22 protein-coding genes are annotated in these 25408 nt (G+C 38.5%); 12 read left to right on the forward strand and 10 right to left on the reverse strand.

Going from position 1 to position 25408, the window contains the following annotated elements:
- Positions 1-171 precede the first annotated feature (171 nt).
- The 3 genes from gndA to LMC10_RS05155 form a co-directional block, all read right to left on the reverse strand.
- On the reverse strand, positions 172-1608 hold the full coding sequence (gene gndA, locus LMC10_RS05145; RefSeq protein WP_003675213.1) for an NADP-dependent phosphogluconate dehydrogenase: 1437 nt from the start codon (positions 1606-1608) through the stop codon (positions 172-174).
- A 143-nt stretch (positions 1609-1751) separates the two neighbouring features.
- Complete coding sequence (gene zwf / locus LMC10_RS05150) at positions 1752-3233, reverse strand: glucose-6-phosphate dehydrogenase (protein ID WP_003664946.1); 1482 nt, start codon at positions 3231-3233, stop codon at positions 1752-1754.
- Between the two features lie 293 nt (positions 3234-3526).
- Positions 3527-4705 carry a CynX/NimT family MFS transporter gene (locus LMC10_RS05155; protein ID WP_229269117.1) on the reverse strand — a complete coding sequence of 393 codons (1179 nt, stop codon included), beginning with the start codon at positions 4703-4705 and terminating at the stop codon, positions 3527-3529.
- A 166-nt stretch (positions 4706-4871) separates the two neighbouring features.
- On the opposite strand from LMC10_RS05155, the gene LMC10_RS05160 reads away from it, so the two are divergent.
- Positions 4872-5297 carry a VOC family protein gene (locus tag LMC10_RS05160; RefSeq protein WP_229269118.1) on the forward strand — a complete coding sequence of 142 codons (426 nt, stop codon included), beginning with the start codon at positions 4872-4874 and terminating at the stop codon, positions 5295-5297.
- 43 nt (positions 5298-5340) lie between these two features.
- On the opposite strand, the gene nrdI is transcribed toward LMC10_RS05160, so the two are convergent.
- Complete coding sequence (gene nrdI / locus LMC10_RS05165) at positions 5341-5808, reverse strand: class Ib ribonucleoside-diphosphate reductase assembly flavoprotein NrdI (RefSeq protein ID WP_109884271.1); 468 nt, start codon at positions 5806-5808, stop codon at positions 5341-5343.
- 111 nt (positions 5809-5919) lie between these two features.
- Positions 5920-7263 carry a hemolysin family protein gene (locus LMC10_RS05170; RefSeq protein ID WP_229269119.1) on the reverse strand — a complete coding sequence of 448 codons (1344 nt, stop codon included), beginning with the start codon at positions 7261-7263 and terminating at the stop codon, positions 5920-5922.
- Between the two features lie 157 nt (positions 7264-7420).
- On the opposite strand from LMC10_RS05170, the gene LMC10_RS05175 reads away from it, so the two are divergent.
- From LMC10_RS05175 to LMC10_RS05195, 5 genes are all read left to right on the forward strand, one after another.
- On the forward strand, positions 7421-8284 hold the full coding sequence (locus tag LMC10_RS05175) for a P-loop NTPase family protein (protein WP_229269120.1): 864 nt from the start codon (positions 7421-7423) through the stop codon (positions 8282-8284).
- A gap of 17 nt (positions 8285-8301) precedes the next feature.
- Entirely contained in the window at positions 8302-8826 is a 525-nt protein-coding gene (locus LMC10_RS05180; RefSeq protein ID WP_229269121.1) for an NAD(P)H-binding protein, read from the forward strand.
- Entirely contained in the window at positions 8789-9370 is a 582-nt protein-coding gene (locus LMC10_RS05185) for a DUF1836 domain-containing protein (protein ID WP_003669875.1), read from the forward strand. Before LMC10_RS05180 ends, LMC10_RS05185 begins: the two co-directional genes overlap by 38 nt.
- A gap of 67 nt (positions 9371-9437) precedes the next feature.
- The gene (locus LMC10_RS05190) at positions 9438-9890 is read left to right on the forward strand and encodes a MarR family winged helix-turn-helix transcriptional regulator (protein WP_003664931.1); all 453 of its coding nucleotides are present in this window, start codon (positions 9438-9440) and stop codon (positions 9888-9890) included.
- 23 nt (positions 9891-9913) lie between these two features.
- Positions 9914-10639: a B3/B4 domain-containing protein gene (locus LMC10_RS05195; protein ID WP_229269122.1), complete on the forward strand. Its 726-nt coding sequence runs from the start codon at positions 9914-9916 to the stop codon at positions 10637-10639.
- 28 nt (positions 10640-10667) lie between these two features.
- Here LMC10_RS05195 and LMC10_RS05200 read toward each other — a convergent pair whose 3' ends face one another.
- Positions 10668-11780 (reverse strand): AI-2E family transporter, encoded by a 1113-nt coding sequence (locus LMC10_RS05200; RefSeq protein ID WP_229269123.1) that lies wholly within the window; start codon positions 11778-11780, stop codon positions 10668-10670.
- The gene (locus LMC10_RS05205) at positions 11777-12622 is read right to left on the reverse strand and encodes a sugar phosphate isomerase/epimerase family protein (RefSeq protein WP_229269124.1); all 846 of its coding nucleotides are present in this window, start codon (positions 12620-12622) and stop codon (positions 11777-11779) included. Before LMC10_RS05205 ends, LMC10_RS05200 begins: the two co-directional genes overlap by 4 nt.
- Positions 12623-12682: 60 nt before the next feature.
- Here LMC10_RS05205 and LMC10_RS05210 point away from each other — a divergent pair, with 60 nt between their 5' ends.
- Together LMC10_RS05210 and LMC10_RS05215 are read left to right on the forward strand one after the other, a co-directional pair.
- A complete protein-coding gene (locus LMC10_RS05210) occupies positions 12683-13639 on the forward strand; it encodes a hypothetical protein (protein WP_324294046.1) in 957 nt (318 codons plus the stop codon).
- Between the two features lie 156 nt (positions 13640-13795).
- The gene (locus LMC10_RS05215) at positions 13796-14503 is read left to right on the forward strand and encodes an MIP/aquaporin family protein (RefSeq protein WP_229269126.1); all 708 of its coding nucleotides are present in this window, start codon (positions 13796-13798) and stop codon (positions 14501-14503) included.
- Positions 14504-14571: 68 nt separating this feature from the next.
- On the opposite strand, the gene LMC10_RS05220 is transcribed toward LMC10_RS05215, so the two are convergent.
- Positions 14572-15576 carry a D-2-hydroxyacid dehydrogenase gene (locus LMC10_RS05220; protein WP_019253780.1) on the reverse strand — a complete coding sequence of 335 codons (1005 nt, stop codon included), beginning with the start codon at positions 15574-15576 and terminating at the stop codon, positions 14572-14574.
- A 169-nt stretch (positions 15577-15745) separates the two neighbouring features.
- On the opposite strand from LMC10_RS05220, the gene LMC10_RS05225 reads away from it, so the two are divergent.
- Positions 15746-17488, forward strand: coding sequence for an ABC transporter ATP-binding protein (locus tag LMC10_RS05225; RefSeq protein WP_229269127.1), 1743 nt, complete (start codon positions 15746-15748; stop codon positions 17486-17488).
- Positions 17472-19304 carry an ABC transporter ATP-binding protein gene (locus LMC10_RS05230; protein WP_223659389.1) on the forward strand — a complete coding sequence of 611 codons (1833 nt, stop codon included), beginning with the start codon at positions 17472-17474 and terminating at the stop codon, positions 19302-19304. Before LMC10_RS05225 ends, LMC10_RS05230 begins: the two co-directional genes overlap by 17 nt.
- 58 nt (positions 19305-19362) lie before the next feature.
- Here the strand turns inward: LMC10_RS05230 and LMC10_RS05235 are convergent, their stop codons facing one another.
- Both LMC10_RS05235 and ybaK read right to left on the reverse strand, forming a co-directional pair.
- Entirely contained in the window at positions 19363-20799 is a 1437-nt protein-coding gene (locus LMC10_RS05235; protein ID WP_229269128.1) for a C69 family dipeptidase, read from the reverse strand.
- Between the two features lie 87 nt (positions 20800-20886).
- Complete coding sequence (gene ybaK, locus LMC10_RS05240) at positions 20887-21393, reverse strand: Cys-tRNA(Pro) deacylase (RefSeq protein ID WP_019253776.1); 507 nt, start codon at positions 21391-21393, stop codon at positions 20887-20889.
- A 131-nt stretch (positions 21394-21524) separates the two neighbouring features.
- On the opposite strand from ybaK, the gene LMC10_RS05245 reads away from it, so the two are divergent.
- A complete protein-coding gene (locus LMC10_RS05245) occupies positions 21525-22256 on the forward strand; it encodes a GntR family transcriptional regulator (protein WP_019253775.1) in 732 nt (243 codons plus the stop codon).
- Positions 22257-22524: 268 nt separating this feature from the next.
- Complete coding sequence (locus LMC10_RS05250; RefSeq protein ID WP_229269129.1) at positions 22525-24936, forward strand: phosphoketolase family protein; 2412 nt, start codon at positions 22525-22527, stop codon at positions 24934-24936.
- Positions 24937-25408 lie beyond the last annotated feature (472 nt).

A 25408-nucleotide genomic window follows, 5' to 3' on the forward strand; every position in this document is an offset into this window, starting at 1 on the left:
TGAAAGATGGTCCTTTCTTAACGAAGACGGGGTCCAACCATCTTTCGCTTTTTTATTTTAAATTTTAAACAAATAAAGCACTAATGTTAAATCCATCAGTACTTAAAATTGTAGAGCCAAATAAAAAACGACCGAGAATAGATCTCAGTCGTTAAATCAAAATTTATTTGATTATTGTTCTTCGTACCAGCTGTAGTGGAAGTTACCAGGACGGTCAGTACGTTCGTAAGTGTGAGCACCGAAGTAATCACGTTGAGCTTGAAGCAAGTTAGCAGGAAGCACTTCTGAACGGTATGAGTCGTAGTAACTGATAGCAGCACTAAGTGAAGGAACAGGAATACCAGCCTTAACAGCAAGAGCAACAACGTCACGAGTTGCCTTTTGGTACTTCTTAGCAATATCCTTGAAGTAATCATCAAGAAGCAAGTTCTTCAAGTCTGGGTTCTTAGTGAAGGCATCAGTAATGTTTTGTAAGAATTGTGCACGAATAATGCATCCTGCACGCCAGATTTGAGCTAATTCACCATACTTAAGGTTCCAGTCGTAACGTTCGGAGTCGATCCGCATTTGTTCGAAACCTTGTGCGTAACTCATAAGCTTACCGAAGTAAAGAGCTTGACGTACTTTTTCAATCATTTCCTTCTTGTCGTCGATTGAAATAGCTTCAGTTTCAACAGGCAATTCCTTGCTTGCTTGTACACGTTCGTCCTTCATCATTGAAATGTAACGAGCGTAAACAGCTTCTGTAATAACTGATTGAGGAGCACCACCATCAAGGGCAGTCATTGAACTCCACTTACCAGTACCCTTGTTAGCACCACGGTCAAGGATCATGTCAACAATAGGCTTGTTCTTGTCGTCACCAAGGTCATCCTTACGAGTAAGGATATCAGCAGTAATGTCAACAAGGTAACTGCTTAATTCACCCTTGTTCCATTCAGCAAAGGTCTTAGCAATGTCATCAACAGGCATCTTTAATACGTTACGCATGATGTTGTAACTTTCGTCGATTAATTCTTCATCACCGTATTCGATACCGTTGTGAACCATCTTAACATAGTGACCAGCACCATTTGGTCCAATGTAAGCAACACATGGCTTGCCATCTTCTTCAGCCTTAGCAGCAATCTTAGTAAGGATTGGAGCAACTAAGTCATAGGCTTCTTTTTGACCACCTGGCATAAGTGAAGGACCATGGAGGGCACCTAATTCACCACCGGAAACACCCATTCCGATGAAGTTGATACCAGACTTGTCTAACTTAGCGTTACGAGCCATAGTATCGTGGAAGTTAGTGTTACCACCATCGATTAAAACATCACCCTTGTCAAGTAATGGCAATAATTCGTCGATAAGAGCATCAGTTGGCTTACCGGCCTTAACCATCATAAGAATCCGACGAGGCTTTTCTAGTGAGTCTACGAATTCCTTAACAGTGTAGCTAGGTACTAACTTCTTATCGCTGTGGTCACGCATCATATCGTCAGTACGGTTACGGTGACGGTTGTATACACCAACCGTGAAGCCACGGCTTTCGATGTTTAGTGCAAGGTTCTTACCCATAACAGCTAAACCAACAACACCAATTTGTGCTTTTTGATCAGACATTAAAGTCACTCTCCTCAATACTTATGTAATATAATTCACAACCTCGATTATAACAAAAATTAAAGATAGTGCAAACGCTAAACATCAATTTTTATTATAAAAAAGTAATTTACAGCAAGAATGCTATAAATTACTTTTAGTAACTAATGATTTAAACGATAAACCCACTTACGTCCATCGCGAGCCAAGAGTTCGTCAGAAGCTGCTGGACCCATGGAACCAGGAGTGTAGTTAGGGAATTGAGGCTTTTCAATATCCCAAAGCTTACGGATAACATCGACGAACTTCCATGCATAAGCAATTTCAGCCCATGAAGCAAAGTTTGTGTGGTTGCCTTCAAGTGCATCATGGAAAAGACGTTCATATGGTTCTGGAGATTCTTTCTTATCAGAATCACTTTGCAAGAAACGTAAATCAACAGGTTCTGTTGTGAAGCCTTGACCTGCGCGTTTAGCATTTAATTGAATTGCAAAACCTGAGTTAGGTTCAACAAAAATAGTTAATACGTTTGAGTTAAGGGATTGGTCACTTTCAGAACGTGGGTTAGCAAAGATATCGATTAATGGCTTCTTGAAGACAACATCAATACGAGTAAACTTGTCTGCTAACTTCTTACCAGTCCGAACGTAGAATGGTACACCAGACCAACGATAGTTATCAAACATTAACTTAGCAGCAACAAAGGTTTCAGTACCAGATTCTGGATCAACACCATCTTCATGACGGTAAGCGTTGGTTCCATCACCAGCATCGTATTGTCCACGGACAAAGTTAGCAGCTGCTTCTGATGGCGTGTAGAGGCGAAGACTACGAAGAGCCTTAATCTTTTCAACTCGAACATCAGCATCAGTAAATGCAACTGGTTGTTCCATTGCTAATTGAGCAACGATTTGCATGATGTGGTTTTGCACCATATCACGTAATGCACCAGATTGGTCATAGTAACCGGCACGTTCTTCAACCCCAAGTTTTTCACTCAATGTTACTTGGATGTTATCAATGTAACGGTTATTCCAGAGTGATTCAATCATGGTGTTACCAAAACGTAATGCTTGAATGTTTTGCACCATTTCCTTACCAAGGTAGTGGTCAATCCGGAAAATTTGATTTTCACTAAATGTTTGTGATAATTCATCGTTAAGCTTCTTAGCAGATTCAAAATCACGACCAAATGGCTTTTCAATAACAAGACGATTAAAGCCGTTGTCAGTTAATAATCCTTGCTTCTTCAAGTTCAATGCAATAGTACCAAAGAATTGTGGTGCCATTGACATGTAGAAGAGACGGTTGCCTTCAGCACCGAATTGTTCATCCAATTCAGCAAGGCGTTGCTTAAGGATTTCGTAATGTTCTGGCTTAGTAACATCATGTGACTTGTAGAAAAAGTGTTTTGAGAATGCTTCTGCTTGGCCATCCTCAGTTTCTGGAATGTTGCTAATAGATTCACGAACGATTTGTTGGAATTCTTCGTCAGTTAATGGACGACGAGAAGTTCCTAGTAATGCAAAATGGTCAGCTAGGTAACCCTTTTGATATAACTTGAACAAAGCAGTATAAAGTTTACGCTTTGCAAGGTCACCAGTAGCACCAAATAATGTAATGACAGCCTTATTTTCTGTAGCCAAAATGTTCACTCCTTCTGAAATTTCAGAAAATTCTTATACCGTGACAATTATATACTCTTAAAGCACAATCTGCACTATCAAAGGAAACGTTTTCTGAGAAGATATCTTAGAAAACGGAAATGGACCATTGACGATAAATGGCTTGTTGATTAGTCGTTGGCAAGCGCTTGTCAATTAATGGTCTAGATCAAAAAAACTTTTAAAAGAAATTTGTGATTGATTAAAATTGGAACTTACAAAAGTTAAACTAAATAAAAGAGACTGAGCTAATTCCCAGCCTCTTGAAACGGATCTTAAACAAATTGTTTCCGTTCTGCTATTACACCACAGACTGTAAAGAAGATAGCGGCAATAGCAATCACGATTAAACTTGCAAACCAATTATGTGTTTGTGAATAAAGGTTTCCAACAACGATAGGACCTAATGCAGAAATTAAGTATCCCACTGATTGAACCATTCCAGAAAGGTTTCGGGTATCGGCAGAACTCTTAGTCTTTAGTCCGAACAAGGTCATTGCAAGAACGAAAGTGGTAGTTGTACCGGCCCCAAGAAATAGTGCAACAAATATATAGTAAACAAGAGAGTTTACAGGGAAGAACATCATTCCAGTTCCAATTAAAGAAATGATTCCTGCAAATAGCATAATTGGTTGCCGATTCTTCATCTTAGTGGCAATCACTGGGATTACAAAGGCGAATGGCATTGATAATAGCTGTAGTAATCCAGCAACTAAACTTGCATTATCACTGCTTAATCCAGCGTCCATGGCAATTGTAGGTAACCAGGCAACGATACTATAGAATACGAAACATTGTCCCCCGAAGAATAAGAGTAACCACCATGCATTTGCATTTTTCCACATGTTAGTTCCTCGCTCAGTAGAACTGCTTTCTTTAGTGGCACGTTGATTATAGCGTAAGTTTGGTACCCAGATAATTGCTGCAATTAAAGCAACAATACTAATAATGATAACAGCGGTTTGCCAACTAGTAGCGTGGGTGATTGGAGTAATTGCGTAAGCACCAATTGCAGCAAATAAAGTCATTGCAACATTATACATCCCGGTCACACTTCCAATTTGATTAGGAAGTTTGTCAGAAATAATCGCAGGTAATAAGACGTTAATACAAGTGATGGCAGCCCCGACTAATATTGTTCCGATCATTAACGAGGAGAAATTTAAAATTCGTAGGTAAGAACCAATAAACATTAAAATCATTGCTAATTCAATCGTTAGTTCATTACCAATTTTTTGAGCGAGTGCTGAAACTACTGATGATAATAATCCAAAACAAAGAAGGGGAATAGTGGTTAAAATTCCTAAGCTAGTAGTTTCTACATTAAAAGTTTGTGCAATATCTTTAATGACAGACGGTATTGCTGTAATCGGCATCCGCATACAGATCCCAAGGAAGAATAATCCAAGGATCAGAAGCGGACTATGCTTTTTGAGTTTTTCCAAAAAATTCATCCTTTCATCTTAAAATTAGCTTGATAATAGACTAGACAATTATATCATAATGGGGCCTTAGTTATGATTAATATACGGTTAGAAGTAGCTAATCCAATTGGAAGCTAGTTTGACGGAAAGCGATTCAAAATATATAATCAACAATGAATATTTTTGGAGGAACACTATGACGGCTATATACCCATACCTAACATTTGAGAATGCGAAGGAAGCAATGGCTTATTATGAACAAGACTTTGGCGCTCAAATTACATATCACGAGGCTCTGACAAAAGAGCAGGCGGAAAGTCTTGGATTACCAGTTGATCAATTGAACCAGACAACAATGCGTGGTGAATTTATGATTGCTGGGCAAAAGATTATTTGTGCAGATGCAACGATGGGCAATCCCCAAACGTCTACACTAATTTCAATTTTACTTGATTTTGAAGAAGAGGAAGATAAAGCACGTGATTTGTTTAATCGTTTAGCAAAATCTGACAATCAACGTGTGACGGTACCATTTGGTGATTGGGTCCTAAATAATGTAATGGGGCAGATTGTAGATAAGTATGGGATAACATGGCTGATAAGTGCTAATAAACAAGGCTAAAATAAAAGCGACTTGGATTTCCAAGTCGCTTTTATTTTAGAAGTTAGGCGTTAACTTCGCTCCACCGTTTAGCTAAGATAGTATAAATTCGCTCAATATCTTGTGAAGTGCCTCGTAATTCATAGTCTGCGAGAAATGGTGCGTCAAAGTCTCGCGCGTATTTACGAGCAGTTAAGCAATATTGTTCGTTAAAATTCTTATTACCACTACCTACAACGCCGACACATTGTTTAGCGTTATCGTTGTAGGCAATATATTCACCTAATGCATTTGTCATAATTTCAGTGAAACCAGAATCGATCCCGTTACCACCATTTAAATATGTGGGTACGAAGGCAAAGAAGGGTTCTGTTTCATCGGCAGGAAGCGTTTGATCGCTAACTTCTTTTAATTCAATAAGTGGACGATCTTCGCTAATACTGTGCTGTTGTTTAGCATATCCCTGCATCCGCGTTAAGAAGGAACGGGTATTTCCCTCAAGCGAGATATAAATAATATTCATTGGTGCCATGTGAATTTCTTCCTTCTAGTTTAGATTTATTTTAATATTACAAAATTATTTTAGTAGAATTAAGGGCTAAATAAAAGGATAATTTTCTTATTGTTGCCAAAATGTAAAATTTTACTTTGATAAAGTGGTAACAATAAAACTATCAATATATGAATGACGATAATCTTGAATTTTTAACTCAAGGTTGGCTAGTTTGATCGTTTCTCCTTCATGAATATTATGATAATTATCTAACACATATCCTGATAAAGTTACTACATCGCTATCTTCAGAATCTTTAAGTTCAACATGGAAGAAGCGTTCAAAATCATAAATGGTCGTTTTTCCATCAACCCGGTATTGATTTTCATCAATTTTAGAAATCATGTTATCTGAAACATTGTCGATCTCGTCTCTTACTGTTCCAAATAGTTCTTCATAAATGTCCTTGTCAGTAATAATTCCGCTAGTACCCCCATACTCATCAACAACGACTACCATGGGCACCCGAGTACTAATCATTAACTTAAGGACTTCGGTAATTGGGGTAGTCTCAGGAGTAGTAGGCATATGGCGAAGAACTTTTGCTAAAGATACATCTCCGTTGATTTGCTTTTGCCGAATTAGGTCATAGTTAAAAACATAACCTAAAATCTTATCCTTATCATTATCAGCAACCACCGGCAAGCGGCTGTATTTCGTTTTAAGATATAGTTTAATCGCGTCATTTACGGTTTTATTGATATCAATAACTGTTAATTGCGTGCGATCAATCATAATATCTTTAGCAACCTTATCGTTAAAGTCAAAGGCTCGTTCCATGTACAACAAATCGTTATGCTCAAGTTCACCGCCTTTAACAGCGTTTCGAGATAGGCTAATGATCTCACTTTGCGAAAGGACGTCTTGGCTCTCGTCAGCTGGCTTCATGCCTAACATTTTAACAATTCCGTTGGCAGAACTATTAAGCAACCAGACGAAAGGATAAAAAGTAATGTGAAAATAGTGCAGTGGGGTGGTAACGAACATCAGAGTCTTAATTGGAATATCAATACTAATGTTTTTGGGTACAATCTCTGTTAAAACTACTTCGAAATATGTTAGAAGAAGAACTCCCACGATGGCACTTATAACATGGATGACACTATTGTTTAGTGACCAGCTTGGCAGCGAGAGAGCATCAGTTAAGAGCTCTTCAATTGTTCCTTCGCCGACCCAACCGAGGATAATTCCACAAATTGAAACCCCTACTTGAGTGGTCGAAAGATATTCCGTTAAATTGGTGACCATTTTGATTGCACGGTTTATTTTCGCAGATGGTTTATCGCGCTTTGCTTGCATTTCTTCTAGGGCCGTTACCCGTGCTTGCACTAAAGCAAATTCGGCTGCCACAAAAAATGCCGCAAAGATAAACGTAATGATGATAATTATAAAATTTGTGAATAGTTGGCCCTCATTCAAAATAACATTCCTCATTTCGATTGATAAGTACAATTTATGTATATTATTTTACCATTCAAATAAGTCGTTATAAATTAAAGCATATTAAAAAGAAAGACATGTTTATTTCGTTCATTACCTAAAAAATGATAAGATTAGTAAAGGTAGGTAGCTTAGGAAAAGAGGTTATATAGTGAGTAGTATTACAATTAATGATTTAGTCTATGATGCTAAATCAGGAGACCAATTAGATAACGTTTCATTAGAACTAAAGTCACCACAAGTAATCGGAATTTGCAGTAACGATACAGGTGCAGCAACTGCATTAGAAGATCTATTATCTGTCCGTGGAAAAATTTTAAATGGGGATGTAACAATTAACGGGGTCCCATTCAAAAAGTATAAGCGTCAAAGCAAAAATGAAATCGGCCGAATTGATAATGTGGTTTTAAAAGGAAAAACAGTGGAGAAAGCCGTTGCCCACGCATTACGTCATCATAAAAATGCTTTAAAGCCAGAACAAGCACTTCAAATGCTTAAATCATTAAAATTTGAACCTGATCAAATGATTGCCGCATTAAGTGATGCTCAACAACTAGAACTACGGATAGCACTCCTCCTTGCTTGGCAATGTCCAATCGTTATTTTGAGTGATGCCTTTGACGGCTTGGAAGAAGATAAACGGCAAATGATTGGTCACCTTGTTAAAGACTATGCTCAAAAGGTCGATGCCTTAGTGCTTTTCACAAGTAAAAATATTTCAACATTGATGCGGTTTGCTCATACTCTTTATTACTTTAATGGCAGTCATTTGACTTCTGCACGTGATTTATCGATGAATGATGGAGTAGATTGTACTGTGACAGTAATGGGAACTGGTTTCCCAATCGACAATGCAGTAAAGCTAGGGGCGCACATGTTGGAAGAAGCAGGTAATGAGACCCGTTTTCTTTTCACTGGAAATATTCAAACATTATTGCCATTACTAGAGCAAAGCACCATTACTGACGTCAGAATTGAAGATGCAACGATTGAAGATGAATTGATGGCTTACTAATAGATTTGGAGGTTGTGATGGGTCGGATAGTTTTTATTAGTCACCGGCATGACGCTTTAGTACCAACTATTATCAAAAGGGTTCCAGAAGCAGTTGCGCTTACTAGTTTTAAATTTGAAATTCAACGTGGGGATGTGTTGTGTTGGCTTCCTACTGTTAATGAGTATGTAGATGATGAAGTGCAAGAGTTAGCTGAATTGATCGATCGTTCCCTGTTTTTACCATCAAAAATAGTAATGCTTTCGATTGCAGGAACAGCAGATGATGCGACCAATCAGCAACTACAGGAATGGTATGGACAACAGGCAACTCAGGCGGTCCTTGCTCATCAATATGCGGTTAAAATGATTGATGAATTTGAGTTACCATATACTATTATTAGAGCTTTGCCAATTACTAATGAAGAAACTTCTCTTAAGGTTGTTAGTGAAGGCAATCCTTTAGAAGGTAAAGAGATTGGATTAGGACAAGTAGCACAGATAATTGAACAGGCAGTTACTACCGATGATTTTCGGAATCAATCGATTGGAATTGCACCATAAGAAAGCAGGTTGTGATATGGATAAATTAGAAGAATATCAACGATGGCAAAATAATTTAGCACGGGTGCGGTTTCCACGATGGAAAGAATTACCTACACTAGGCTTGTATGTTGACCAGGTGGTGGCGATTGTAAATGAGCAATTAAATCATTTAGGAATTGAGCCACTTACAAAATCAATGGTAAATAATTATGTGAAAAAGAAAGTTATTCAAGCACCGATCAAGAAAAAGTATGCCGTTAACCAATTAGTAGATCTTTTGCTTATTGGATTATTAAAATCGAATTTTTCACTAGATGATATTCGTGCAGGAATTGCTCAGGTTACTATGAATTCTTATCCGCAGGCTGCGTATGACCGCTTTGTCGAAATCTTAAATGCACTTTTAGCGGGAGAAGAAATTCCAAGCAATAATGTGATTAATACACAAAATGATCGTTTAATGACATTAGCACTGAAATCAGTTTTATCGCGAATGGATGCAGCTCAATTATTAACAGCCATGCAAAAAGTTGCTCAGCCGGCGCCGCTGGAAAATAATTAGCTTTTAGTATTTTGTTGCAATTACAACAAAAACGTTTTAATATTGTAGACAAGGAGAATTTTTATCAATGATTGATATTTTACGTGAAATAGGGATGATTGATCGAGCACTCGATTCGATTGCCAATATTGAGTTCAAACAAATCGACTTAGCACGTGGTCAATATCTGTATGTTGTTCGTATTTATGAGCATCCAGGAATTATTTCAGAACAATTATCAAACTTGATAAAAGTAGACCGAACAACGATTGCCCGTGCTGTAAAAAAGCTTGAAAAAAATGGCTTTATTGAAAGAAAAAGTGATCCAACGAATAAGAAAATTAAACGACTTTATGTTACTCAAAAAGGAAAAGAGATTTATCCTTTTATTATTCGTGAAAACCAATTTTCAAATAGTGAGGCATTGAAAGGCTTCTCGGAAAAAGAGGCTCAGCAGGTTCATGATTATCTAGTTCGCATCCGCCAAAATATTGATGGCGATTGGGATACTGTAAAGCATGGGGGCAAACGTCAATATTAATTTATAAAGAGGAGATTATTTTTATGAAGCAAGTGACGATTGATCCAAGTTTTTGGGAACTTTTTCCAGATGCACAGGTAAACGTCTTGTTTGCAAATGGCATTGATAACCATGATACTGATGACAACTATGATGAACGAAAGAAGCTATTAGCAAATGCTACCCATGAGGCTGATAAGTTTCTAACCAATGAGACTTTTCGTTTGAATCCAGTTGTTGATCAATGGCGTCAAGCATTTCAACAATTTAAGAAAAAGAAAGGTGCACGCTCATCAATTGAGGCCTTATTAAAGCGTGCCAATCAAGGACGGAAATTTGAACCAATTGAACCTCTTGTGGATGTCTACAATAGTATTTCTTTGAGCTACGGTGTTCCAGTGGGCATTGAAGACCGAAATAAGATTGCTGGTGACCTTCATCTTGGTGTTGCAAAAGGTGGCGAAGCATTTCGGCCAGTCGGTGCTGAAGAAGATGAACCTGCTTTGGCGGGGGAAGTTATTTATTATGACGATGAAGGTGCTGTTTGTCGTTGTCTAAATTGGCGTGAAGCTCAACGAACAATGTTGACAGAAGATTCTCAAAATGTAGTTGCAGTGATGGAAGCAATTAATCCAGAACAAATTGAACGCGCTAATGAAGCGATGGAAGAATTGAGCAAGTTAATTAACCAGTACTTTGGTGTAAATACATCGCAAGTTTATCGACTAACTAAGGACCAACCTGTTGCTGATGTTCCAGATAATTTATAAAAAAATGAGTGAAAAATGCTACGGTTTTTCACTCATTTTTTTGAATTGTTATTCTGTTTCTTGCATCAGCACTTAACAATTTATAAAGGGCTGCAAATAAAGGAACAGTGAACATCATTCCAAGAATTCCGGAAATTCCTCCACCAATAATAACTGCAGCAAATACCCATACACTTGGGAGACCAATTGATCTTCCAACAACTAGTGGATAGGTAATACGGTTATCTAACTGTTGAAGGAGAATAATAAAGATCAAGAAAATGCCAGCTTGAAGTGGAGAAACGGCAAAGATGATAATTACTCCGACACTCGCTCCAAGGATGGCGCCGATGATTGGGATTAAAGCACCAAATGCAGTTACAACTCCGATCATGGAGGCATAAGGCATTCGTAAGATCGTCATTCCGATAAAACACGAGATTCCAAGAATAGCGGCATCTTTACATTGCCCAACAATATAATTACTGTAACTTTCATCAAAAACTTTCAGAACTTTAATTATTTGTGTCTGGTATCGGCTAAAGTATGTTGAAAGTAATTTAGTAAATTGACGTTGCAACATCTCTTTATAAATCAAGAGGTAGATTGAAAAGAAAAACGCAATAATTGCGGTTGTGGCAACTGAAAATACAGACGAGGCTGTTGAAATGACCGTCCGGAAAGTTCCACCAACACCAGATGTAAGGTATTTACCAATTTTATCCCATTGAATTTTACTAGTATCAAAGCTATTGATGAAGCCCTTAAAATCACTGCTATGTTCAAAGTAATCAATAAAATGGTTGATAATGTGACTATGATTTGCAATAAGCAGTTTTACACACGTAATAAGTTCGGGAATTACCAGAGCAAAAACGATGGTGATTATTAGGAGGATTGTTAAGTAGGACATTATTATTCCAACTGGCCGCTTGAATTTTTGCGAACTTGGTTTCTTAAATAAATGCGAGTACAGGTATTCATACTGTCTTAATAATAGGTTAACGATATAGGCGACTATTCCTCCTATTAAAAGCGGCACGGTTGCAGAAAAAATTGTTTGGATAAATTTAGCGACAATTTCCCAATAGGTGATTGCTAAGTAGAGGACAAATAGGGCTAATACTAAAGAAATATGACGGCGATTGATATATTGCTTCACGATAACTCTCCTCTATTATTAAGCTTTTGATAAAGTTTAAGTAAATAGTTATGACTGTCGATTTGTTCACGACAATTATTTTGATCATGTAAGTTAATTTCATAAATACTAGTAGCAGCTGGGTTTAAGTGAGGCAGAACATTAGCCCAGTCAATTTTACCGATGCCGAGAGTAAGACTATCATGAGTTTTGCCCATTGAATCAACTAGGTGATAGTGAACGATACGATCTTTTAAGTGTTCTAGGGATGCTATTAATTTCTGGTTATTCCCATGAAGTTCAATAAAACAATGGGATGTATCAAAGGCAAGTCGATAATCATGTGCCAGGATTTCATCTTCTTGTAGGGGATCGCCGTAAGCAAAGACTGGCGCAATCGAGTTTTCAAACATGATATGATTTCCACCAGCATCTGCAAAACGGTCCAATCGCTGATAGACAGCATCTCGGGCAGCTTCTACACTAGGATAAAGTGAAACAAAGTAACGTGATTCAGGACCGGCATAACCACCATGAACTAAAACTTGAACATCAAGGTCATCGGCTAAATAAAGGAGCTTTTCAGTTGTAAATTCGATAAAGCGATATAGGTCGGGGTACTGTTTTTCAGGGGCCACTACTTCTGAATGATGATCCTGAAACTTCATTGGGTGATGTAGAATAATATTTTTAATTCCAGCATCTTTAACGTATTGAATTGCATCATAGAGACGATGATAACCCTCATCAGTAAAGTCATGAGCATCAGTGTAAAATTCATAAGTAGTAGGATTGTACTGTAAGCGATCCTCAATTTGGTTCAATTGACTGCTTCCCTTTAATCCTAATTGTGGTAAAAACATATACCTTACCTCCTAAAAACTAACTACTATTTTATCTTACCAGATTTTGAGCAATTTCTTATGGTAAGATACCATATTGAGGAGGTGTTTCACATGGAACAATGGTTGTCGCGTCAGCCATTAATCTTGACACCAACTATTCCATTGATGTGGACAGTGGGATGGCTTTGTACAATGTCAGCATATATTATTTTAGGTGGAGAACCCCCATCCCCAAATCAGTTGCAGGACTCTGTTTTACTGGTTTCAGCTGTCATTTTAGTGATGAATATGTATAATCTGATATTAATTTATCAACGAGCAGAAAAGTATCGAAATCTGTCCCCTTATGCACCAAGGGCTTTGTTATTAGCTATTATTTTAATTATTTCGATTGTCTTAGCTTGGGGACAGCCTAAAGTAGTATTAATTCCTAGCTACTTAAATATATGGGTCATGATATTTATCGTTTTAAATTTCTTACAAGCTCTTTTGGGACAATTTTTTGCTCTCCTGGAACGACCGCAATCACGCCGAAAATTTGCTTCGATGTATTGGCCAATAGTAGTTCTATGCGCTGCAGGGATTGTAACTCCGCCAAGTTTAGAATTACATAATGGTTGGACTTTACCGTTTATTATTGGTGATTGCTTTTTACTCATCTTCTTTATTGCAAGAAGTTGGCAAGAGATGCCAAGAATACTTGTTAAGGTTCCAGCTAATAACAGTATTATTTATGAACTGTTAGTTGGGATTAATCTTGCAACAATAATTTCAACGGTGATGAGTGGAGTCCTTTTTATTATTTTTAGCTTTATTAATAATGAAATAAATGGAGTGTCGGCGTCCTTTGCGCTTAGTCCAACAATAAATGGAATTAGTGGATTAATAATAGGGGCCATGCAACGTTATAATAATGATTATCGGTACGGACACGTAAAAGGACATCCGCAAAGATATATTTACTGTGGGATTTTCTTGGTGATTATTTTCATAGGACTAGGTTTTATTTTAAGAAAAGCTAATAATTTCTGGTAAGGAACATGATTTTTTTGTGTATTAATTTGTAAAATATTGCCGTTATTGAACAGTTAATCCAATAAAGACAATAAAATACATAATTAATGTGTTAGCATTATATGTATAGAAAACGCATACAATTTGGGAATAATATAAAAAGGTTGGTGTTTAGACATGCATGGATTTATTGGCGAATTTTTTGGCACCATGGTTTTAATCCTATTAGGAGCAGGATGTTGTGCTGGTAATAGTTTGAATAAAACATATGGGAAACAAAGTGGCTGGTGGTTTATCTGTATTTCATGGGGCTTAGCAGTTACAATGGGAGTTTATGTTGCAGGATTTCTGGGCTCATTAGGGCACTTAAATCCTGCTGTAACAATTCCTTTTGCTATTTTTGGCTTATTCCCATGGAGTAACGTTATACCTTACTTACTTGGTCAATTTCTTGGTGCGTTTGTTGGTGCAGTATTAGTAATTATTCAATTCTATCCACAATTTAAAGCAACTCCAAATGAAGAAGAAGGAAATAATGTTGGTATTTTTGCTACTCGCCCAGCAATAAATAGTCCAATTTTTAACTTTTTCTCAGAAGTAATTGCAACTTTTGCATTTATTTTCGTGCTCTTAAATCTTGGTAACTTTACGCAGGGGTTAAAGCCATTTATTGTAGGAATGGTTATTGCAGTTGTTGGTACATGTCTTGGGACAACCACTGGCTTTGCCTTAAATCCAGCCCGTGATTGGTCACCTCGATTAGCATATACTATTTTGCCAGTTCCTAATAAGGGAGCCTCGGAATGGTGGTACGCATGGGTTCCAATGTGTGGTCCAATTGTTGGAGGTCTTCTTGCGTGTGCTTTACAAACAGCACTAGTTTAGTGAACAAAAAAAGCTCGATTATTAGTCTTGCACTAATAGTCGAGCTTTTTAAGAAAGATTAATAATTATTAGCCAACCTTAACCGGTGTGTCAGCTTCTTCACCATTAATTAATTTAAGGTTATTGTCAAAGGCATTAAGAACCATGTTGCGGACAGCATGAGTAGTATAGAAAGCGGTATGTGGAGTAACAAGGACGTTTGAACGATCAATAAGGTCTTTAAGTCGCTTGTCAGGGAACTCCTTGCCACGCCAATCTTCATTAAAGATTCCAACTTCATCTTCGTAAGTGTCCATGATAAAGCCAAAGATCTTTCCACTATCAAGTCCTTCGATTACAGCATCAGTATCAACTAATGCGCCTCGTGAACAGTTAACAATTACAACATTGTCTTTCATTTTAGCAATTGCGTCTTTATCAATCATATGGAAGTTCTCTTTGGTAGCTGGAACGTGAAGAGAAACCACGTCAGCTTGAGCATATAGATCATCAAGGCTGTCAACGTAATATCCTTGCTTCTTTAATTCTGGATTTTCAAATGGGTCATATGCAATTACCTTAGCACCGAAGCCCTCCATAATTTGCATATAAACACGTCCAATATGACCAGTTCCGATAACACCAACAGTTTGGTCACGCACTTCTCGACCGATTGTTGGGGCCCAACGTAAGTCACCATTAGCAATCTTTTCATCTAAGACCTTGGTTTGGCGAAGAATTCGGGCTGTTTGAATAGCAGCATGTTCGGCAATTGCGTTTGGTGAGTAAACAGGAACGTTGGTAATTTCAAAGCCAAGTTCTTTTGCCTTAGCCATATCAATGTTATCAACACCAACATTACGTAGCGACATCTTTGTAATGCCTTCGTCAGCCAGTGCTTGTAGCGTTTCTGGCGTGTAATCGAGTTGTTGGTAAACGACTACCCCATCAGCTCCTTTAGCTTTTGCGGCAGTTTCAGGAGTTAAGAGTTCATCCGTATATTCTACTTCTACTTCGGGATGGTTCTTAGCCCATTCTTTAACGTAAGGTTCTTCATCTTTCCGGATACTAAAAGCAAAAATTTTTTTAACCATAAATATCTATCTTCTTTCTGTATGTGCCAAAAGTGTGTAATTGCTTTCAAATAATATTCTATCTTATACAAAAGTGTTAATCAAAGGGATTATCAGAATAAAAGCTAATTTTTTAAAAAGTCTGTATAATAGTTCAAGATGACTAAAAATAGATGAAGGAAGGATTGTTTTGATACGTATAGCACGAAAAAATTTAGCCATATGGGCAACAATTGGTGCAGTTTTCTTTTTATTAATCCAAGTTTCGTGTGACCTATATTTGCCGACAGTTACCGCCGATCTTGTTAATCGGGGAATTGTGCAAAAAGATATGGGCGTGATTTGGAATGAAGGAATTAAAATGATGATTGTGGCTGCGATTGGATTAGTGGCCGCCGGATTAAATGTTTATTTTGCGGCGACCCAATCAATGAAGGTGGGTGAAAAGCTACGAAGCCAGATCTATCATAAGGTTTTACGTTTCTCGAATCGTGAAATGGATGAGTTTGGCGATTCATCTTTAATTACGCGGTCAACCAATGATATTGTGCAGATTCAAAATGTCATGGTGCAAATGCTTCGGATGATGCTCCAATCACCTGTAATGCTTGTTGCAGCTTGTGTTCTAGCGTATGTTCGAGAACCACAACTAACTAAAGTGTTTTTTATTAGTCTGCCGATTTTAGCAATTATTGTCATGGTGGTTATGTACTTTGCGGTTCCGTTATTCAAGAGCATTCAGAAAAAAACTGATCGCATTAACTTAATCTTTCGGGAAGGGCTAACAGGAGTTCGAGTTATCCGTGCTTTTCGGCAGGAAGATCGGGAACAAAATCGCTTCAAAAAAGCAAACGAGGACTACACGCAAACCGGAATCAAGGCCTTTACAATTGTTTCGACATTATTCCCAGTAGTAACGCTTATTTTAGGAATGACAAATGTTGCCATTATTTTACTGGGTGGCCATCTTGTAGCTAATATGAGCATGCAAGTAGGGGATTTAATTGCCTTTATGACATATGCTACTCAGATTATGATTAGCTTTATGATGCTTTCAATGATCTTTGTCTTTGTTCCACGAGCCTCGGCATCTGCTGCCCGTGTTAATGCTGTCTTGGATCAACCGATCAGTATTCATAATGCACCAGAAAAGGATCAAGAAAAGATTTCGATTAATCAACCAGCTTCACTTGAATTTAAGAATGTTGATTTTCGTTTCCATGGGGCGGAAAGATTGGCCTTGCATGACTTGAACTTTAAAGTTACAGCAGGTCAGACTTTAGCGATTATTGGAGGGACCGGTTCAGGTAAATCAGCTTTGGTTAACTTAATTCCGCGGTTATTTGATATTGAAAGCGGGGAGATTAAAGTTGATGGTGTCCCAGTTAAAAAGCTAAGTCAGCATAATCTGCATGAGGTTATTTCTATTACCCAACAGCAAGCGGTCCTTTTTAGTGGGACTATTCGGTCTAACCTTCAATTTGGGTATGAGGAAGCAACGGATAAAGAAATGTGGCATGCACTTGAAATTGCGCAAGCGGCAGATTTCGTCCGTGAAGAAGGCGGATTGGACGCAGTTGTTGAGCAAAACGGGAGTAACTTTTCTGGTGGTCAACGCCAACGGTTAGCGATTGCTCGAACAATTATTAAGCCCGCATCGATTTATGTTTTTGATGACTCATTCTCGGCCTTGGATTTTGAAACTGATGCAAAACTTCGAGCGGCCTTAGCAAAAGACCCCCAAATTCAACGTGCCGTAACGGTTATCGTGGCTCAGCGAATCTCTACTGTTGTTGATGCTGACCAAATTATTGTGCTTGATGAAGGACGAGTAGTTGGTCAAGGGACTCACCAAGAATTAAAAGCACATAATGAAACTTACCAACAAATAATTAAGTCACAAGTCGAGAAAGGGGATGTTGATCGTGCGTAGAGGACCACGAGTACCTGAACAGGCTCAACACTTTTGGCCAACCACAAAGCGATTAATTGCCTACTTACGGCCATGGCGAGTTGGGGTTATTGTTTCAATTCTCTTAGCTGTTATTTCTGTTATTTTATCAATCTTAGCACCAAAAATTCTTGGTGAAGCTACGACGATCATTTATGACGGAATGCTTAAAGGGTATGCAGAAATGAAAGCTGGTGCCCACTTAAGCACCCTTCCAATTAACTTTACCCGGATTTGGCAAATTGGAATTACCGTCATTTTGCTTTATTTGTTCTCTGGACTATTTAGTTTCCTCCAATTACAAATTATGACACGAGTATCGCAACGTGTTGTTTACAATTTGCGTCAAGATTTTGAAGAGAAAATGCGCCGGGTGCCAATTAAATATTATGATACCCATAATAATGGAGATATTATGAGCCGAATGGTTAATGATATGGATAATATTGCGGGAACTCTCCAGCAAAGTTTGATTCAAATCATTACGAGTTTGTTGACACTTGTTGGTGTTTTCATTTTAATGCTTACGATTAGTTGGAAATTAACAATCATTGCCCTTGTCACAATTCCGCTTAGTGTTCTGGTAGTTGCTTTTGTTGCCCCAACTTCACAACGTCTATTTGGTCGTCAGCAAGCTGCTTTGGGAAAAATTAATGACCAAGTAGAAGAAACATACGCTGCTCATACGATCGTGCGGACATTTAACAAGGAACAAGATGAAGAAGAAAAGTTTAATAAAGAGAACCATCAGTACTACCAAGCAGCATGGAAAGCACAATTTTTCTCTAGCTTAATGATGCCAATGATGGTCTTTATTCGGAATCTTGGGTACCTTGTTGTAGTAGTGGTTGGAGCGATTCAAGTTATTCATGGTCAGATTACTCTTGGTAATGTGCAAGCATTTCTACAATATACCAATCAGTTTTCTCAACCAATTGCCCAAATTGCGAATTTAAGTAACACCATCCAACAAACAATTGCTTCGGCAGAACGTATTTTTGCTGTTTTGGATGAACCAGAGATGAGTGATAAGGTTGAAGATATTCCATCTCTTACTGGAAAGGATATTCCGAAAGTTGAATTCAAGGATATTAAGTTTAGCTATACTGATGAACCGCTTATTCAAGACTTTAACCTTAAAGCACCGCGAGATAAGATGGTCGCCATTGTTGGCCCAACCGGAGCAGGGAAAACGACCATTATTAATCTTTTAGAGCGGTTTTATGATCCGCAAGGTGGCCATATTTATCTTGATGGGAAAGATACTCGTTCAATGACTCGTGATACCTTACGTAAGCATATTGCGATTGTTCTTCAAGATACTTGGCTCTTTACTGGGACGATTTTTGAAAATATTAAGTATGGGAATGAGAATGCATCGGACGAAGAAGTCTATCATGCTGCTAAGATGGCCCGGGCGGATGCTTTCATTCGTGAACTGCCTGATGGTTACCAAACGGTCTTAGACGAGTCCGCTTCTAATATTTCACAGGGACAGCGACAATTATTAACGATTGCACGGGCATTTTTAGCTGATCCGGAAATTTTAATTCTGGATGAAGCTACTAGTTCTGTTGATACCCGAACAGAAGTCTTGATTCAAGAAGCGATGAATGCTCTGCAGCAAGAACGGACTAGTTTTGTTGTAGCTCACCGTCTATCAACGATTCGGAAGGCTGACCAGATTGTCGTGGTTAATCATGGGAAGATTATCGAAACAGGTAACCATGAATCATTAATGAATAAAAAAGGTTTTTACGCTAATCTTTATAATAGTCAGTTTGCCGGAAATAATTAAAGAAAAATGGGATAGCTTGTGGTTTTTACCATAAACTAACCCATTTTTTATTATTGTTTTATAAGTTTTTATCGATTTTGAATGTTAACTTAGAAAGTTCGAGTCCGTTCATTACTAACTCAGCCATTAAAGCTTTTGTTCGTTTAGCCATTTCGGCAACCATTTCATGCGTCTTTGAACTTAAGAAAGCACTGACTTCAGAAGATGACATCCCCTTAACCTGTGGAGCAACTTCATTGACCCAGCCGTAGAGGTATTCGCGGGCATCTTTGAGATAATCTAAGTCGGCCTTAGAAAATTCTGCATGGTGTGATTCGACAATCATTGAAAGCGCCCGATACATCCAGTAAGCACTCTTTAAATCCATATTAAGTTTCTCTGGTGTTTCACGATAGCTTACATCGATATCTTCAGCATTACCAAAGAATGGAACGTATGGGGTAAAGGTAGGAATACCAAAGCTCATCCACATAATCGTTGAAGCAGCTTCCGGTAAGTCATTACGAACCTGAAGAACGTGGGAATTTTGCGTCCGGTTTAGTGAAATTGGCCGGAACATATGCTTTTGCTGGTCGGTACCTTCATGGCCTAGTGGATCGTAAGGGGTTCCTTGGTAGTGACTACTAAGGATCTTTTCAACGTCTTCAAGGGTAATTCGGTGGTCCGTTTGCATAATAAACGGAATATCAAAATCAAGCGGGTCAAATTCAGTTTCCGGATTTAATACCTTATGACCGTACCATTGTCGTGGAGTGTTGTAGTGTTGATCAAAAATATCAGCAGTTCCGAAAATATGGCGGAAATTCCATTCATACTTGTCTGGGTTGAGGTGGTTCTTTGCAACAAATTCTTGAATTCCGTCAGACCACATAAAGTTAGCCTTGTCATTAAAATCAACCTGTTGAATGGCAATTCGATTTCCAGTAACAGCGTATGCATCATCTGGAATCCGTTGTGCAACCCAGTGATGTCCAGTAACGATTTCCATATACCAAACATCATCTTTGTCACTGAAAATAACCCCGTTTCCTTCTGCGGAACCGTATTTAGCGATTAATTTACCGAGGTAAGCAACCCCCTCGCGTGCACTATCAATGAAGGGAAGGGTAGCGGCGACGATAAGATCTTCATTAATTCCTGTTTCAGTATTAAGCGGATCACAGGCTAAAACCCGTGCATTAGCATAAACACTTTCTGTGGCGCTCATCCCAACGTTCTTTTCATTAAAACCACTTTCGTCAAAGACCCCTTCAGTTTTGTAATCGACATTAGGAGTACCTTGATAACGGTAACCATCAGCGGGGCGATCAATCACACACTTATTTAAATAAGCTTTAACTTGATTAGGATGATTATGATATGCCGGATAAGTTACAAAACGTTGTGGTGTAAGTGGAGCGAAAGTATCATCGTTCCGTGCTGCCATAGTTGAACCATCAATTGTAGCGTTACGGCCTACAAGAACAGTCGTACAAGCAGATAGATTTTTCTTCATTTTTTCAGGACCTTTCTATAATGACCTTAAATAAAACTATAGTAATAAGTTTAGTCTTCACACTTAGGGAGGTCAATCAATCGGAAACTACTTTTGTTCTAAATCAGCAAAAGTGGCATGGACTAATCCGGCTAAGTCTTCAGCGTTTAGTTTAACCGATCGACCAACTTTTCCAGATGAAACATAAATTTCGCCTTGTTCTTTTGCTTCAGTATCAATAAAAATCGGATATTGAAATTTTTCATAGATTCCTACAGGCGTGTTAGCACCATGAACATACCCTGTTGTCTTTAACAAGTTTTTAAGCGGAACCATATTAACTTTTTTGTTGCCGGAAACTTTAGCTAATTTCTTTTCGTCAAGGTGAGTATCGACGGGGATGACTCCGACTAAGGGGCCAGTCACATTACCAGTAAGAACAAGAGTTTTATAAATAATATGTTCATCAATGCCGGTGTGGTCAACGCTCATTGAACGGACATCGCCATCTTGATGCGTCGGAAATTCAGCTTGCTCATATGAAATATTATTTTTGTCTAAGATTTGTTCCACCTGCGTTTTTTTCATTTTACTTTTTTTATTCTTTTTACTCATAAGAAGATCATCTCCTAAATTTATCTGGGTCGCACCAATATTTTACAAAAAGATCCCAATTTAAAATAGGTCTGCTATACTTAAAGTGTATCATTAAAATTCGAATTAAATAAATCCGAGGAGTTAATTAGATGGCAGACTTAGTATATCGCTCAGTAATGCGTGATATAAAACAAAAAATTTTAGGCAATGAATACCCCGGAATGCGGCTACCGGACGAACGAAGCTTAAGTGAGATTTACGAGGTAAGTCGAAGTTCAATCAAACGAGCATTAGGTGTATTAGCGCAAGAAGGAATTATCTTCAAAAAACGCGGTTCAGGAACTTTTATTAATCCGCTCTACCTAAAAAATCAGTCCTTATTTCATTATGAGGGGAGTAATTTGGGAGTTACGGATAGTTTCCGTGCTGACGGGAAGAAGCAAGGGATTAAATTGCTTGATTACCAGGTTGTTCCCGCAAATAAGGATGTACAAGAAGAGTTGTTCCTCAATGATAATGACTTTGTTTACCAAATCAAACGGTTACGGCTAATTGATGACCAACCTTTTATGATTGAAACTGGTTTTATCCCGATTAAGATTACACCAACCTTATCTCCTGAAATTGTTAACGGCTCTATTTTTAATTATCTGGAGGATAAGATGGGAAAACGAGTTACCAAGTCGTTTATGACCATTGGCGTATCACCGTCAGATAAACAAGACCAAGAATTATTAAAGTTAAACTCGACAGAACCGGTGGGCATAATTGATGGAATCTTCTTTTTAGATGATGGAACACCATTTGAAGTTTCAAATATGCGCATTCACTATAAATACATGAAATATAGTACTTTTGTTAGCTTAGATCAGGAAGGCTAATATTAATTTAAGTTATTAGATTATCATAAGTTTGCGCAATATAACCATAGAAGGTGGCAAATGGTGTTAGACTAAGGATGTTAGCCGGTTTGCAAAACTAAAGAGCGGTTTAAAATTATTAATTTTTTATAATTGGACCGTATCAATTTGTAAAAAGGTTGACTTTTTGAAAAAACAGTTTATCATTAACATTGTAAATTTAATGATTTACGTTATGTTGTTAGAAAGCACAGGACGTATTGATTTATATAGAAGGAGTGTTTATTAGATGGCAGTAGATTACGATTCCAAGAAATACTTGGAAAGTGTTGATGCTTACTGGCGTGCAGCTAACTACCTTTCAGTTGGTACATTGTACTTAATGGGTGATCCATTACTTCGCCAACCATTAAAGGCAGAAGATGTTAAGCCTAAGCCAATTGGTCACTGGGGTACTATTGTTCCTCAAAACTTCATTTACGCACACTTGAACCGTGTAATTAAGAAGTATGACCTTGATATGTTCTACATCGAAGGTTCAGGTCACGGTGGCCAAGTTATGGTTAACAACTCATACTTGGATGGTTCATACACTGAAATTTATCCTGAATATACTCAAGACACTAAGGGAATGGCTAAGTTATTCAAGCACTTCTCATTCCCAGGCGGTACTGCATCACACGCTGCACCTGAAACACCAGGTTCAATCCACGAAGGTGGGGAACTTGGTTACTCACTTTCACACGGTGTTGGTGCTATCTTAGATAACCCAGAAGTTATTGCCGCTGTTGAAATCGGTGATGGTGAAGCTGAAACTGGTCCATTAATGGCATCATGGTTCTCAGACAAGTTCATCAACCCAATCAAGGATGGTGCGGTATTACCAATCATCCAAGTTAACGGATTCAAGATTTCTAACCCTACTATCCTTTCACGGATGAGCGACGAAGAACTTACTAAGTACTTCGAAGGTATGGGTTGGAAGCCATACTTTGTTTCAGCTTACAAAGAAGCTGACCGTGATGGTGAATTCAAGGGTTACAAGCCTCACATGGAAGTTCACGAAGAAATGGCTAAGACTTTGGACAAGGTTGTTGAAGAAATCAAGGCTATTCAAAAGAACGCTCGTGAAAACAACGATAACTCATTACCACAATGGCCAATGATTATCTTCCGTGCACCTAAGGGTTGGACTGGTCCTAAGACTGACCTTGATGGTAACCCAATTGAAAACTCATTCCGTGCACACCAAATTCCAGTTCCAGTATCCCAAGATGACATGGAACACAAGGACATTCTTGTTGACTGGTTGAAGTCATACAAGCCAGAAGAATTGTTCGACGAAGATGGTCACCCAGTTGCTCTTGTTGAAGAGAACACACCAGAAGGTAACCGTCGTATGGCTATGAACCCTATCACTAATGGTGGTATCGATCCTAAGCCACTTGTATTGCCAAACTACCGTGATTTTGCTGTTGATGTTCAAAATCCTGGTTCTGTTGTAAAGCAAGACATGCTTGAATGGGGTAAGTACCTCAACAAGATGGCTGAATTGAACCCAACTAACTTCCGTGGATTTGGTCCTGACGAATCTAAGTCAAACCGTCTTTACGCATTCCTTGATGGTCAAAAGCGTCAATGGATGGAAGGTATCCACGAACCAAACGACGAAGATGTGGCTCCACAAGGTCGTATGATCGATTCACAACTTTCAGAACACCAAGCTGAAGGATTCCTTGAAGGTTACACATTAACTGGTCGTCACGGATTCTTCGCAACTTACGAAGCATTCGGTCGTGTTGTTGATTCAATGCTTACTCAACACATGAAGTGGTTACGTAAGGCTAAAGATCTTTACTGGCGTCACCAATACCCAGCATTGAACTTTGTTGATACTTCTACTGTATTCCAACAAGATCACAACGGTTACACTCACCAAGATCCAGGTCTATTGACTCACTTATTTGAAAAGGAACGTCCAGACCTCGTTAAGGAATACTTGCCAGCAGATACTAACTCATTAATGGCTGTATCTAACAAGGCATTCCGTAACCAAGAATGCATCAACCTCTTCGTAACTTCTAAGCACCCACGTGCACAATGGTTCTCTATTGATGAAGCTACTCAATTGGCTGACAATGGTCTTGGCTACATTGACTGGGCATCTACTGACCAAGGTACTGAACCAGATGTTGTATTTGCATCTTCTGGTACTGAACCTACTGAAGAAGCTCTTGCAGCTATTGACATTCTTCATGACAACTTCCCTGAATTGAAGATTCGTTACATCAACATCATCGAAATTATGCGTTTGATGAACACTGACAAGAACCCTGAAGGTTTAACTGATGCTGAATTCAATAGTTACTTCACTACTGACAAGCCAGTTATCTTTGCATGGCACGGATTCCGTGACATGATCCAAGCATTGTTCTTCGATCGTGCTAACCGTAACGTTCACATTCACTCATACGAAGAAAATGGTGATATCACCACTCCATTCGACATGCGTGTATTAAACGAACTTGACCGGTTCCACTTAGCTAAGGACGCTATCCAAAGTGTTCCTGGTTACGAACAAAAGAGTGCTGCATTTGTTGCCAAGATGGACAACATGATCAACAAGCACAACCACTACATTCGTTCAGAAGGTAAGGACTTACCAGAAGTTACTAACTGGACTTGGAAGGGTCTTAAGTAATCAGCTACTGATTGCTAATTAAACACTTAATAAATTAAGAAAAGAGATCGAGTTTAACTCGGTCTCTTTTTGTTTGTGCGCCCGGCATGGGTATTAACTAGGCGGTGAAAGTCCGCTATGGGCCGTAGTAGTCGGAACCATGAGCTGAGGACAAGGGTGTCCGTCGTGAGACGGAATCTGAAGGAAGTCTAAGGCAAAATACTGCACCGATGAACAAGAAGTAGCTATAAGGCTGAGGGTAACTGGATAAGGTTGCAAACCAAACTGAAGTCCAATACTACTCGAAGTTACTCTTAGTAAAGCTAACGGTGACATGGTATGAAAGTTAATATCCTTACCCGGGGAGATCTGGCCTACACGTTTCCGACAAGAGGAATAAGTTTAATTTCCACAGAAACAAGCGGTGCAGTGATGCAGTGTTGAGTAAGCCAGAAGTCAGCCGAGGTCATAGTAGTTTGAATAATCAGATGAA

The organism is Limosilactobacillus reuteri subsp. simiae, from assembly GCF_020784875.1.
Classification (GTDB): domain Bacteria; phylum Bacillota; class Bacilli; order Lactobacillales; family Lactobacillaceae; genus Limosilactobacillus; species Limosilactobacillus reuteri_H.